General features: G+C 58.3%; 12 protein-coding genes. 1 reads left to right on the top strand and 11 read right to left on the bottom strand.

The window, feature by feature from the left end; all coding sequences use genetic code 11:
- Positions 1–19: 19 nt before the first annotated feature.
- The 11 genes from OKW28_RS41035 to OKW28_RS40985 form a co-directional block, all read right to left on the bottom strand.
- Positions 20–1,165, bottom strand: coding sequence for an aromatic ring-hydroxylating oxygenase subunit alpha (locus OKW28_RS41035; RefSeq protein ID WP_429453895.1), 1,146 nt, complete (start codon positions 1,163–1,165; stop codon positions 20–22).
- A gap of 12 nt (positions 1,166–1,177) precedes the next feature.
- Complete coding sequence (locus OKW28_RS41030) at positions 1,178–2,368, bottom strand: FkbM family methyltransferase (protein WP_429453893.1); 1,191 nt, start codon at positions 2,366–2,368, stop codon at positions 1,178–1,180.
- Complete coding sequence (locus OKW28_RS41025) at positions 2,369–3,286, bottom strand: sulfotransferase domain-containing protein (RefSeq protein WP_429453891.1); 918 nt, start codon at positions 3,284–3,286, stop codon at positions 2,369–2,371.
- 17 nt (positions 3,287–3,303) lie between these two features.
- Positions 3,304–4,503 carry an FkbM family methyltransferase gene (locus OKW28_RS41020; protein ID WP_429453889.1) on the bottom strand — a complete coding sequence of 400 codons (1,200 nt, stop codon included), beginning with the start codon at positions 4,501–4,503 and terminating at the stop codon, positions 3,304–3,306.
- A complete protein-coding gene (locus OKW28_RS41015; protein ID WP_429453887.1) occupies positions 4,500–5,615 on the bottom strand; it encodes an aromatic ring-hydroxylating oxygenase subunit alpha in 1,116 nt (371 codons plus the stop codon). The genes OKW28_RS41020 and OKW28_RS41015 overlap by 4 nt, the downstream gene beginning before the upstream one ends.
- Positions 5,616–5,619: 4 nt before the next feature.
- Positions 5,620–6,264: an acetyltransferase gene (locus OKW28_RS41010; protein ID WP_429453885.1), complete on the bottom strand. Its 645-nt coding sequence runs from the start codon at positions 6,262–6,264 to the stop codon at positions 5,620–5,622.
- Position 6,265: 1 nt separating this feature from the next.
- Complete coding sequence (locus OKW28_RS41005; RefSeq protein ID WP_429453883.1) at positions 6,266–7,021, bottom strand: SDR family NAD(P)-dependent oxidoreductase; 756 nt, start codon at positions 7,019–7,021, stop codon at positions 6,266–6,268.
- A gap of 2 nt (positions 7,022–7,023) precedes the next feature.
- Complete coding sequence (locus OKW28_RS41000; RefSeq protein ID WP_429453881.1) at positions 7,024–8,061, bottom strand: ketoacyl-ACP synthase III; 1,038 nt, start codon at positions 8,059–8,061, stop codon at positions 7,024–7,026.
- Between the two features lie 4 nt (positions 8,062–8,065).
- Entirely contained in the window at positions 8,066–8,290 is a 225-nt protein-coding gene (locus OKW28_RS40995; RefSeq protein WP_018418810.1) for an acyl carrier protein, read from the bottom strand.
- A gap of 17 nt (positions 8,291–8,307) precedes the next feature.
- Positions 8,308–9,426, bottom strand: a complete 1,119-nt coding sequence (locus OKW28_RS40990) for a DegT/DnrJ/EryC1/StrS family aminotransferase (RefSeq protein WP_429453879.1) — start codon at positions 9,424–9,426, stop codon at positions 8,308–8,310.
- 84 nt (positions 9,427–9,510) lie between these two features.
- Positions 9,511–11,193: a glycosyltransferase gene (locus OKW28_RS40985; RefSeq protein WP_429453877.1), complete on the bottom strand. Its 1,683-nt coding sequence runs from the start codon at positions 11,191–11,193 to the stop codon at positions 9,511–9,513.
- 387 nt (positions 11,194–11,580) lie between these two features.
- Between OKW28_RS40985 and OKW28_RS40980 the strand changes: the two genes are divergently transcribed.
- Positions 11,581–12,798 carry a flagellin gene (locus OKW28_RS40980; protein WP_429453875.1) on the top strand — a complete coding sequence of 406 codons (1,218 nt, stop codon included), beginning with the start codon at positions 11,581–11,583 and terminating at the stop codon, positions 12,796–12,798.
- Positions 12,799–12,826: the final 28 nt, after the last annotated feature.

Raw genomic sequence — 12,826 nt, 5'->3', positions numbered from 1 at the left:
TAGCGTTCCCGTATCCCGGTTATGCGCCGATTTCGATACCGGCCAGCGTCATGGCCGCGACGTAGGCGCTATCAAAATTGATTATCTTGTCTTCGCGTTCGCCCAATACGGCATGTCGCCGGACCGACGCAATGCCGCGTTGGCTGGATTCGACAGCCTCAATATCCTCGTTGAAGACTCGCAAGCCGCTAAGCGCCAGGTGATAGAGAATGTCCGGCGTGACTCTGGACTGACCATCTTTCTGACGCCCCGGAACAACCGACACGTCGATTTCCGTCGAGGACTCGGAGGTTGGACGATAACGCACGATGTTGTACCAAAGCCCCTGCACAGAAGTAATGATGACGTTGGGCCAGAGGACAAGATGCATGTAGTGATCGAACGCAAACTCTCTATTCGCAAGACAGCCGTTGAATATCGCAGCATTACGCGCCTGCGCCGCTTGCGTCATCATCACCTTGAGCAACGCATGCCGTTTACCGTAACCAGCTGGAATGCTTTCAACATCGCTGTCGAAAGGATGAGACAGCCATTCCGCGCCAATATAATCTCGCGTATCCAGCGACGACAACGGGTGCACAAACTGCGCATGAATGTCGTCATAGCCGTTATGCATCAGGAATTTCCAGTTACACGCGGCATGGATACGGGTGCGGAAGCTGATGTCGTCGAGCGCGTTGCCGATATTCGCCAGCAAATCGGTGTGCTCTCCCAACTGCGAAGACAAGGGAGCATCCGGCGCGGCCGAGACGAACACCATGTTTCCCAACGCTGTATGGGAAAAGGACTTCGCAGCCAGACATTTGGCCTCCTCCACACTGATGGGATAGAACGTCTCGTTGTGCGGAATGCCAACCGGCACGCCGGATGGATCATAGACCCATCCGTGATACGGACAATGCAGGCCGCGATTACCGCGCTCCGTTGGCTGCAACGGTGCCGCGCGATGCGAGCACACGTTATGCAATGCAGCCAGACGGCCGCGAAAGTTCTGCAACACGAAAGGCTGTGAGCCGATGTTGCCAGTCACAAAGTCCTTGTCGTCACGTACGTCAGTCCGCAAGCATGCAAATTGCCAGGTTCGCTCGAACAGGATGGACTGCTCGGCTGCAAAGATTGCCGGATCAGAGAAGCATTGCGGTGGAAGCTTCGATTCAAGAGCCATATCGACTGCGTCCTATTCGGCCCGTGTCAGCGGTGCCCAATCATCGCGTGGCGAAGCGTAGATGATGCTGTCGTAGAAGAAGCTGTAGTGATGACGCAAGCGCAGGCGATGCCCAGGGACGATTTCGCGCAGCGTATCGGCCACGTCGAGCAGATCGTTCGCATAGTGGTAAGAGGCAATCGTCATTCTCGGTTTCGCACGGGCGATCAGCTGCGCTGCGCCGCGCAAGGCGCGCGCCTCGAAACCCTCGACATCCATCTTGATGAAGGTGGCGTCTTCGACCACGTCGTCGAGCTTCACGCAAGGCACCTCGACCCCTCCGCTGGAACTGACATGACTGCCCATCGTGCCGGTCTGGTGGAAACGCAACGTCTCGCTACGGTCGGATACCGCACAGCGGTGCGTGTGCATGAAAGGCAACGGATAGGGCATCAGCTTGTTCAATCCCTCATAGTTTTGCGCATCCGGCTCGAACGCATGCACAGTTGCCACGTTCCAGTCGGTCGCGCCCAACAACTTGGCGACAACCGTGCCGGTATGCGCACCGCAATCTACGAAGTGCTCCCTGGTGCCGATCGTGAATGTTTCGCTGTGTGCGCGACCGACGCCAAAATATTCGTCGTGCGGACTGGCCATGACTGAATCCAGCGCACGGCAATCGAATTCCAGGCGCTGCAGCAGCACGGCATATAAGGTTTCGCGGCTCCGCTCGTCTTCGAGCCGCTCGGCGAATGCAAGCCAGTCATCGGCACGTTCCCGGGTTCGCGCACGATACTGCAAGACAGGCTCGTAAACACCGGGGCAATCGTACGCCGCAAGCAATTCCACAAGGCCGTGAATCGGCATGCCCAAGTGCCTGGCCAGCGCGCGGAAACGGGCCTGCCCATAGCGGCTCTGCGTGAAATCGACGGCCTTGACCTCCGTGCCTGTTGGCACCCGCCGCGCCAGTTCCGCGGGTAATTGCGCCGATGTGCACACAGGGATGCCGGAGACTTCCTCCGTGCGGGACCAGTCGTCCACAGCCAACACCAGGTTCGCCCCGCGCGCGAGCAAGCCCGGCAGATGAATCGATGCGAGGAATGAGCCGGGACCGAAGACGACCAGCGCCACGCCCTTCAGACTGGCAGCGGCGCGTGCGGGCGCCGTATCGTCGGCAAAGGCGCGCAGCAACCGCTCGCGCAAGGATAGGGAAGCGTTCGTCATTTATGTTGTCTGTTCAGTGAAATAGCGATCCAGTCCGGCATGGTCAAGAAGACTGTCTCCGAACAATGTCGTTTTGACCAGCTCACGAGCCTGTTCCAGGTCGTAGCGAAAACACGCGCGCAGCGTGTCGAACTTCCTGTCGTGGAAATCCGGTTTGGGTTCTTCCAGCTCGATGTTTTCATTAGAGAAAGACAGAGGCACGTCAGGAGTTTCGATTTCCTTCTCGAACACCTCGCGAACGAAATGGCGGCGTCGATCCTGGTCGGCAAGCTGATTGACCGAGATCACCGCGATGTCCTGCGGCAGATACTTTTCCAGCAGCATGCGGATTGGGCGGTAATAAAACCCACCGGCAAGCACGGAGCAGAACGGCCATTGCTGCCGCGAGAGATAAAAACTCATTTCGTATTCGACGCGCTCGACAAAGCTATGGGTGCGGATATGCTCCATTTCCTTTTCGACGTATCGCCTGAACACGTCGTGAAGACGCCGTGGGAAATAATGCTCGATAACCTCGAAAAAGGTCTGGCGCCTGAATTCCTCCGCCCCCACTCTCTTCCAGAACGAATGAAAATAGCTATCGAGTTCCGCACCGCTTCTTTCAAAGACCTTCAGCATCTTGTACAACGACCATGACCGATCGAGCTGATTACGCCAGCAAATGACAATCCTGGTCTCGTGCTCGGGCAATAATCGGACGTAATCGGCGCTCTTGGAATAAGCTACCGTGGCGTCTAGCAACGGGCGCCCTGCTGAAACGCGGAATTTGCCGGGATGCGGTTCATCGTTGACATACAGCGCAGGTTCCTTGATTCCCGGCACCCTGTCTTCGGCCAGATCGTTATCGACCATCCATTGGGACAGTGCAGTCGTACCGCACTTGTCCATGCCGGCGATAAAAATATTACTGATTGCCATGCTTTTCCTTCGCCGGCTCAGTAAAAGTACAGGCAAGTGTCCCACCGGTCTTCCGTGTGGTGACGCAGGCCGATCCGGTAACCCGGCTCGATGGAATCCACGAACGCAGGGAGATCCAGCAAATCCGTAGCGCGGTGGTAAGCCGAAATCGCCATCTTCGGATGTCCGGCCTGAATCGACTTGATGCTTCCCTTGAGAGCCGGCAGCTCGAAACCTTCGATGTCCATTTTGATGAAGGTGGGAACGTCATCGATGATCTCATCGACGGGACGAAGCTCGACCATACCCGAGGGCTTCTCATCGCCGCCAGGAAGAATGGAACCGCCGTGGCCACCCACATGATTGAACGGCACCTGCGCCCGACTCTCGCCGACGGCATAAGGATGCAGACTGATCTTGCGTTCCAGTTCCGTGCCTGCATACCGCCGCAGGAATTGCCGGAGCGTCTTGATGTTGATGTGATCCGGCTCAATCATCCACGCACGATCGAACTTGCCCTTTGTCGTGCCGATCAAGCCTGTCGTGGATTCCGCGATGGAGGCACCGCAATCGACGAATTTTTCGTGCTCGGTAAAAGACAACAGTCCGGAACGGAAATACAAGGTGCAATATTGTCTGGCGACGTTCAGATACCACTCCGGGTCGCACGTCAGATGAAAGGTGAGGACGCGCCAAAGCGTTTCTTGCGAGTAGCTGTCCGCAAGTCGTTTCGACAAAGCAGCGAACCCGTCGGCACGGTCTGCAATGACTCGCCCCCAATCCGCGACGCGATAGTCGAGCGAAGAATTCAAATCGAGCACACGCACCGCCTGCTCAAAATTCAGACAGGGAATGTCATGGCGACGGCAAAGGTCGTCGAAAAAGCGCTTGGAATGATCGTAGCGGCAGGAATTGATCGCAACGATGGATGGGTCTTTCTTTACCAGTTCGAGGAACACGTCGGTGGAAATAATATCCACGCCCCAAAACTGCTCGCCGCGATGACATTTGAAATCATCCACGACATGCAGCGCCGTTCCCTTTTCGCCAAGCGCGGCAATAAACTGTGCGCCGAAATCTTTCGTGCCAAGCACGACATATTTCGTCGCCTTGCCGTATTTCCCAATCACCTTGCGTGCATTGTCGGGGACAAAGCACGCTGCATCTTCCCGATATTGCTCCAACGCACGATAAAACGATTCTTCCGCAGATTTTCCTGCGATATCAACGGCACTCATTTCTGTCCTTCGATTGGTTGGGCTGCAACATAGGCATGGTGAAAATGACGAACACGGTCTTCGATTCCCTCGCCGAGAACAGCCAGCTTCGTCGCATTGCGCACACCCGCCTGCACCTTGGCACAAATCCCGCCATCTTCCGCAAACACCTTCCTCGTGAAAGCGTGCCCATCTGCGTAGATGTGTTCCATCATTTTTTTCCCGGCCTCCGTGCTTCCTTCGAATTTCACGCCGAGCGTGCGCGAATGTACCGTCGTGGTCTCCACGGAGGTCGGATCGAAACGCTGCACGTGAAAGCTATAGCCCATGAAGGACGTCACGGTCAGGTTCGGAAAAATGTGATGGTGCGTGTAATGCTCGAAAGGCCACGGCCAGCGGCCGATTCTGGATTCCATGCGCTTGAAACGAGCGACCCAATCGGCGTTGGCATCGTGCTCCAGGTGACTGTGTCGGGCGTCGTCGAAGAAAAAGCGCGGAGCTTCTTTTTCGCGACTCATCCCGTCGACCTCCATGAATGTGCCGGAATGCACCGAGGGGACGTGATAGCCCTCCAGGGCGTTTTCGATGACGACTTTCCAGTTGGCCGCGACATCTTCGCGGAATTCATCCAGCACCGTGTCCATGCCTTCGCTTGCATTTTCGAGGAAGACATATTGCGAACCGAGATAGTCGCGCAGACTCGGCCCCTCCTCCGACAGGCGCACAAAGATGAATTGTCCTGCCGTGTCGCAAGCAAACTCATGCAGTCGGAACTTCTTCGGCTCCGCGACTACTTGAGGAAATGCCTGCTTCTGGGGAATGCTAAGAGGAACGCCGCATTTGTCGTACACCCAACTGTGGTACGGGCAGCGCACGAACCCGCGATGAGTCCCGGGCTCGCACAAACGGGCATGACGATGCGAGCACACGTTCAGAAAAGCGCGCGGCTTGCCCATTTCGTCGCATTGCAGAACGATCTCCGTATTCCCCAGGCGCATGCCTTGATGCACGTTGCCCTGCAGTTCCAGTTTCAGGCCAACGAAAATCCACGACTGACGAAACAAACCATTCAGCTCGTTTTCGTGATGGGCAGAATCGACGTAAGCTCGGGGCGGAATCTGTTGAGTCGGCATAAAATCAGCGGAAAGAAAAACGTTTGGCCGGATTGCCCAGGACCGTGATACCGGCCGGAATCCGTCCGATGACAACACTGCCCGGCGCAACGGTGACACCGTCTCCAATGACGGCACGACTGGTAATCACGCAGTTGGGATGAATCGTGACAAAGTTGCCGATACGGGCGCCGCCGGCAATCGTGCAATGGCTGTTAATCTGGCACCACTCGCCGATACGCGCATCGTGACCGACGACCGTGTATTCCTGGATGCAGGTAAAGGCACCGACGTGCGTATCGACCGAGAGGCCTACGCCTGGGCCGATGATGCAACCATGTGCCAGATTTGCGTGCTTACTCACATTTGCACGCGGATGCACGACGGTCGCGAAATCGACATCATGAACGTCACGGAGCGTAGCGGTGTACTTGAAACGCTGCTGCGGATCGCCGAGCGCAGCCATGAAGACCTCATTCGGCAATGGCTGGTACGTCAGCGGATCGCCGACGATCGGCACGTCGCGTGGCGTTGCATCGAGCGCACCGGCACGGCCATCGAGGAAGCCTTTCACCTCGAATAAAGGATTGTCGTCCTCGATGTAGCTCAGTACTTCGCGACCGAAACCTCCGGCCCCAACAATCAACAGGTGGCGAGGAGAGTTCGACATATCAGCTGATCGTCAAGCCGCCATCCATCACCAGCGTCGTGCCGGTGATCCAGCGGCTGGCGTTCGACAACAGGAAAACAGCGGCATTGGCCACATCTTCGGGCTTGCCGAAGCCGAGCGGGTAGTTGCCTTGCTCCTTCTCTAGCAACCCCACCATAACCCCGGGGCTGTCAAGCATGGGCGTTTCCACGAGCGCTGGTGAAAGACAATTGGCGCGAATACGGCGCTTAACGACTTCCATAGCAAGACAACGCATCATGGCAATCAATGCGGCCTTGGTGCCGGAATATGCTGCGACTCCCGCGACACCAATATGCGCTGCAATCGATGCCATAAACACGAGGGAGCCATCCGCAGCCACTAAATTACGCTTGAGCAAAGCCTGACTCAGCAGCATGGGGGCTTCGACATTAATGGAATGCAGTTCGCGCAAATGTGCCTCGGTAAACATTCGCACCGGACTCAAACGCGAGATACCCGCGCTATGTACGACTCCATTCAGCGCAACGCCGCCGAGCGCAGCGACTAACATCTCCCTCTCAGCCGCATCCGTCAGTTCGGCTTGAACTGCTTGATGTCCTGCCGATGCCGATTTATCGAGCATCTCTAGCGTCTGCTTCAAACGTTCGCGGTCGCGGCCCGTGATAACGACCTGCGCGCCCATCTGTGAACAGGAAATCGCGATCTGGCGACCGATGCCGGATGAAGCCCCTGTGACCAGGATGCGCTTCCCGGAAAGCGAGAACGGGTTTTCCATACTCATGACTCGATCAATGCCGGAAACTTGGCGCCTTCAATATCCATAATGACCGTGCCCCACGACAGGCCAATACCGAAGCCGCTCAATAGCAAGCGATGCCGGGCTTTGCCCAGCACCTCGTGCAAACGGGCCGTCATCGTCACCGGCAAGGATGCGCCGCTGGTATTGCCGAAATCCAGCAAGGTGGAAGGCACTTTCTCCACCGGCAAGCCCAGCTTCTTGCGGATGGTTTCGTTGATCATCTTGTTGGCCTGATGAAAGACGAAATAGTCGATGTCGTCCTTGCTCGTGCCGGTTTTTTCCAGAATGCTTTCTACGGCAGGCGGCACACGCTGCGTGGAAAAACTCAGCACGGCTGGACCATCAAGCGTCAGGTCCAGTCCTGAATGAAAAAAACCGCCTTCGTCGCGAGTGGGGATCAAATGGTGAATACCAACCGGCTCCCGATGTCCGCCGACCGGCAAGCAGATGGCCTTGTAACCGCTACCGTCGCTGTTGAGGTCGAAGTGCATCGGCGGCGCTTTCTCATCGAATTCGAGTGCCGTTGCCGTGCCGGCATCGGAGAACAAAGGATCGCGAAGATTGCCCGAACGATCCCCGATCAGCAGCAACGCCTTCTTGATAGCGCCAGCGGCAATCATGCTACCCAGCAGATGCAAGCCAAAGGGATAGCCGGAGCAGCCGAGGTTCACGTCATAGGCAATCGTCGCCTGCGACAGCTTCAGGCGATCCTGCAGGATGATCGCTGTCGATGGAATCAGGTAGTCCGGCGACTGCGTCACGACAACTAGCGCATCGATCTCTTCACGTGCCCACTCCAACTCAGCGAGCAACTTCTCCGCTGCATCGAAAGCGAGGTCGGAAAAGCATTGCCACTCCGGGCAAAGGCGTCGCGTCTTGATGCCGATATTGCGCACCAGGCGCTCGCGCTCCGAACGGATTTGCGGCGGAGCATCGAGGACGTTGTCATAGACACGTCTGGGCACACAGGTCGCCATGCCTGCGAAACGCACATTGCGCAGAGTGGAAAATGCCATGTTCTTATCCGAGCAGTTTGTAGAGGTCGGTGATCGTTGCGCACTTCTTCAGGTCGTCACCCGAGATCACCTTGCCGAACTCCGTGTCGAACATCACGATCACGCCCAGCGCAGCCAGCGAATCCCATTCTTCCAGGCTGCTCAATTCCGTCTCCGGTTTCACTTCCACCGGATTCTGAAAATCGGTGACAACCAGAAAATTTTCAATAAAGCTTTCGATGCTGGGCATTACATACTCGGTAGTCATCAAATATCTCCAATCAGTGCAGCAATCCTCTCGACCTCATCGTTCGTGAGGTTCGGATAAATCGGCAGGCAGATCACATCCGCTGCCACCTTCGTCGCCACCGGCAGATTGCCGCGCGAAGCGCCAGACATGCCGCGATACATCGGGAACTCGGTGATCAGCGGATAGAAATACCGGCGGCCATGAATTCCCTTGTCCCGCAATCGCTCAAAAAGCGCGTCCCGACTGATCGGATATTCCTGTCCGACCAGGATCGGGTAATACGAAAAATTTCTGCCATTCCCCTCCCGTTGCTGGACGCATTCGATGCCCGGAACGTCTCTCAACAGCTCACCGTACTTCGCGCCGATCTCGCGGCGGCGCGCCAGTGCCTTGTCGATGTGTTGCAGTTGCAGCAAGCCGAAGGCGGCATTGACCTCAGCCATCTTGCCGTTGATGCCCGGTGCGACGACCGTGGTTTCGTCGACGATCCCGAAATTCTTCAGGTTGTCGATGCGTTCTTTGGTCTTCCTGTCCGGGCAGACGATGGCGCCGCCCTCGAAGGTCGTAAATACTTTGGTGGCGTGAAAGCTCAATACGGAGAGGTCGCCGTGCCGCACGATGCTGCCGCCTTCGTCGCCCACACCGAAGGCATGCGCGGCGTCGTATATGACTTTCAGGTTGTAAATGTCGGCGATCTTCTGAATGGCGTCGACCTTGCAGGGATTGCCATAGCAATGCACGGGCAGGATAGCCGTGGTCTTGGGCGTGATGGCCGCTTCGATCTTCGCTGGGTCAAGATTGAGCGTGACCGGGTCGATGTCCACGAAGACCGGCTCGATGCCGTTCCAGCGCAGGGAGTGCGCCGTGGCGATGAAGGAGTACGGCGTCGTGATGACCTCGCCGGTGATGCGCAAGGCTTGCAGGGCCGTGACCAGCGCCAGTGTGCCGTTGGAAAAGAGTGCGATGTGCTCGACGCCGAGATACTCGGCGAGCGCTTTCTCGAGATGCTCGTGCATCGGCCCATGATTGGTCAGCCGCTTGGAGTCCCAGATTTTTTCCAGATAGGGAATGAAGTCCTCCAGCGGTGGCATGTACGGCTGGGTGACATAGATGGGCGTGTGGCCGGGCGATTTCATGGGTAATCGAGATAAGTCGGTCCCGAGATTTTGACCCTCGCGCCGCCATTTCAGTCCGGCGAACTAAGGGGCTTTTCCCCCTCACTACGCCTCATTGGCATAAACCTGCGCGACCGGCATGTCATGCCCCGCCTTTTCGCCGTATTTCTGCAGATACCGGATGTAGCCTTCGAGCCACGCCTCGGTGCCGTACCGACGCCCGCCCTCGTGAATCACGCTCAACGCCCACGTTCCCATCCGCAGGCCAGCCAGTTCGGCCTGCCGGCAGAAGTCCAGATCGTAGAAGTCGAACGCAAAACGTTCGTCGAACCGGACACCGCGGGCAAGCAGCGTCTCGCTATCGGCGACAAGCATCAAGCCGTCGAGCAGCTTGCATTCTTGCTCCGATGGTCCGAACAGATCGACTTCGTCGCAGGGCATGCCCCGACCGCGGCCAACGCTTCCGCTCAGATGCTCCGCGTCCTGTTCAAAGCTGAGCGTCGTCGAATGCCAGGCCGGCTGCCCCGGCACGCGGCGCGTGTTGCCAGCGATACCGGCCACATCGAAGTGATCGAGTGCCGTGTGGATGCGTTCCTGCCAGAAAAAGTCGGCAAGCCAAACGTCATCGTGGATAAAGACGAGGATCGCCGGATCAGTGGCCGCCGCCTCGATCGCGGCGTTGTAGATCGCAGCCAGCCCTTGCGTGTTGTTGATCGTCAGCCTGATCTGCACGTCGTCTTCACGCATGGCGGAGCTGTATAGCCGCAGCGAACGGCCGAGCGCGGTTTCGGCCATGAACTGCTGCTGGTCTCCCCGCGTGGCGCAGACGAGCCGCACACGCTTGCGGTTCTTTGCCGCCGCCACCGCGCGCGAGTGGGCGATGCCGTCGAGAAACCGGCGAGACGCGGGCAGTTCGCGAGGCGGCAGGCGCCCCAGCTCGTCCAGGCTCTGCTTCAACGGTTCAAGCCCAGACAGGCCGCGCTGTTCAATGGCAAAGCGGTAAACCTCGCCGAGCCGCTCGCGAGCCTTGCCGAGCGCCTCCGCGCCGATGGTCCCAGCGGCCGCTTCGCCGCGCACCATGATTTCCCATTCGTAAAAGCCCGCCGCCAGCCAGGGGTTCGCCACGCCGGAGTTTTGCGTCGCGTGCCGCCGAAAGCAACTGTGGTAGCCGCCAGCCAGGACGACCGGCCCCTGCTCCGCCATGTTCAGGTACATCGCGACATCGGTCAGATAGATGAATCCGTGTTCCCTGTACTTCATCATGGCGCCGACGTTGACCCGCTCGCGCACAAGCATGACGTTGCTTGGTTCACCGAGGAAGTTGTTGGCGGTCACCACCACGTTCTCGATCAGAAACGCGCGATCGAGGAGCGCCGTCTCGCCGGGCTGGATCAGTGCGGCTGGCACGTCGATCACCTTGTCGTCGGAGTCGATGACAACGCGCTGATGAAAGGCCAGGGTCGATTCGGGATGACTGTCGAGCGCTGCAACCAGCGTGGCGACCGAGGTCGGCATCAAAAGATCGTCGTCGTAGAGCCACTTCACGTACCGGCCGTTAGCCTGCGCCCACAACTGCTCCTGGTTGCGCAGGCCGTCCTGAAATCCGTGGTGAAAATATCGAATCCGCGGATCGTTCGCTCCATCGGCAATCTCGCGCAGTATGCCGTCCGGCGTGTCGTCGCCGACGAGGATTTCGATGTCCGTGAAGCTTTGAGCGCAGGCGCTCGCCAAAGTCTTGGCCAGGTATGCCGGCTTGAACGCGGGAATGAGGATGCTGACTATGGGCATACGACTGGCGGCTGAATTAGGCGATCGGGCAGTGTAGCGGCCGCTGCGGAATGTTGATCCGGCAGACAAGCACGCTTTTCGCGCCTAATTCCGCAGATGCGCAAACGCCGGGTTCGCGCAAGCTAAGTCATAGCTGAAAAATGCGCAATGAAGCCAATGACCAGCCCTTGAAGCCAGGCGCAGCCCCCCTGAAAGCAAGATGCAAGATTCAATGCCGGACATGCGCCGTCAATCCCGCGCCGAAGCCCCTTTTGCGCCATTTGACTCCCTTGATTGATTCTCCCCTTAAAGTTTTCCCGGTAGGGACCGATATCCCAAACAAGGCGGCCAACACACACCACGCTGCCATTTTTGGGATCGGGCCCGTGCCCTACTCGGAGAATTGAAATGCTCGGAATCAATACAAACATCAACTCGCTTATTTCGCAGCAGAACCTGACCGGTTCGGGCAGCGCACTGTCGCAGGCGATCACGCGTCTGTCGTCGGGCAAACGCATCAACAGCGCAGCGGACGACGCAGCAGGCCTCGCGATCTCGAACATCATGCAGACCCAGATCAACGGTCTGAACCAGGGCGTCTCGAACTCGAACGACGGCACGTCGATGGTGCAAACGGCATCGAGCGGTCTCGCCTCGCTGACGAGCAGCCTGCAGCGTATCCGCCAGCTGGCCACGCAAGCAGCGAACGGCTCGATGACCAGCGACGACCGCGCGGCCCTGCAGCAGGAAGTCTCGCAACAGATTTCGGAAGTCAACCGTGTCGCGTCGCAGACGACGTTCAACGGCATGAACCTGCTCAACGGTTCGCTGGGCACCGTGTCGTTCCAGGTTGGCGCGAACGTCGGCCAGTCGATCAGCCTGAACCTGACGCAAGACATGTCGGCTGCGAAGCTCGGCACCGGCAATGTGCAAGCAGGCAACACGCTCGGTTCGTTCGGCAACCTGTCGCTGAACACTAGCGGCCAAACGGTTGCTACGGGCGCCGCGATCACGGCCATCAACGTGATCGCCGACGGCAAGGGCGGTTACACGCTGACGGACCAGAACAACCAGGCGCTGACCCAAGCCGTCGCTTCTTCCGTGCTCGGCGCCGGCGTGACGACCGCCGACGCCAACGGCAACGCCGTCATCACCGCCGCTAATGCTGCCGGCAAGGGCGCGGCGATTGCTACGAAGCTTGCTACCGACATGTCGACGGCGGTAGGCGGCTCCACCGCTACGCTCACCACGTCCTTCACCGCGGCTTCGAACACCAACACCGGTGCGGCGATCGACGCGCTCAACACGCCGACGAACGTTGCGAGCATCGACATCAGCAGCCAGACCGGCGCAAGCGCAGCGATGGAGTCGATCGACAACGCGCTGACCACGCTGAACAACCTGCAAGCTACGCTCGGCGCAGCACAAAACCGCTTCACCGCCATCGGCTCGACGCAGCAAGCGCAATCGACCGACCTGTCGACCGCCCAGTCGTCGATCCAGGACGCGAACTTCGCGGCAGAAACGGCTAACCTGAGCAAGGCACAGGTTCTGCAACAAGCCGGTATCTCGGTGCTGGCACAAGCAAACTCGCAGCCGCAGCAGATCCTGAAGCTCCTCCAGTAAGGCGCTTCCGGCCGCAGGTGTCCGGCGC

It is taken from the genome of Paraburkholderia sp. 40, from assembly GCF_050434105.1.
Classification (GTDB): domain Bacteria; phylum Pseudomonadota; class Gammaproteobacteria; order Burkholderiales; family Burkholderiaceae; genus Paraburkholderia; species Paraburkholderia tuberum.
The sequence above is the reverse complement of the archived record's forward strand: the minus strand, read 5'-3'. Positions and strand labels throughout refer to the sequence as shown.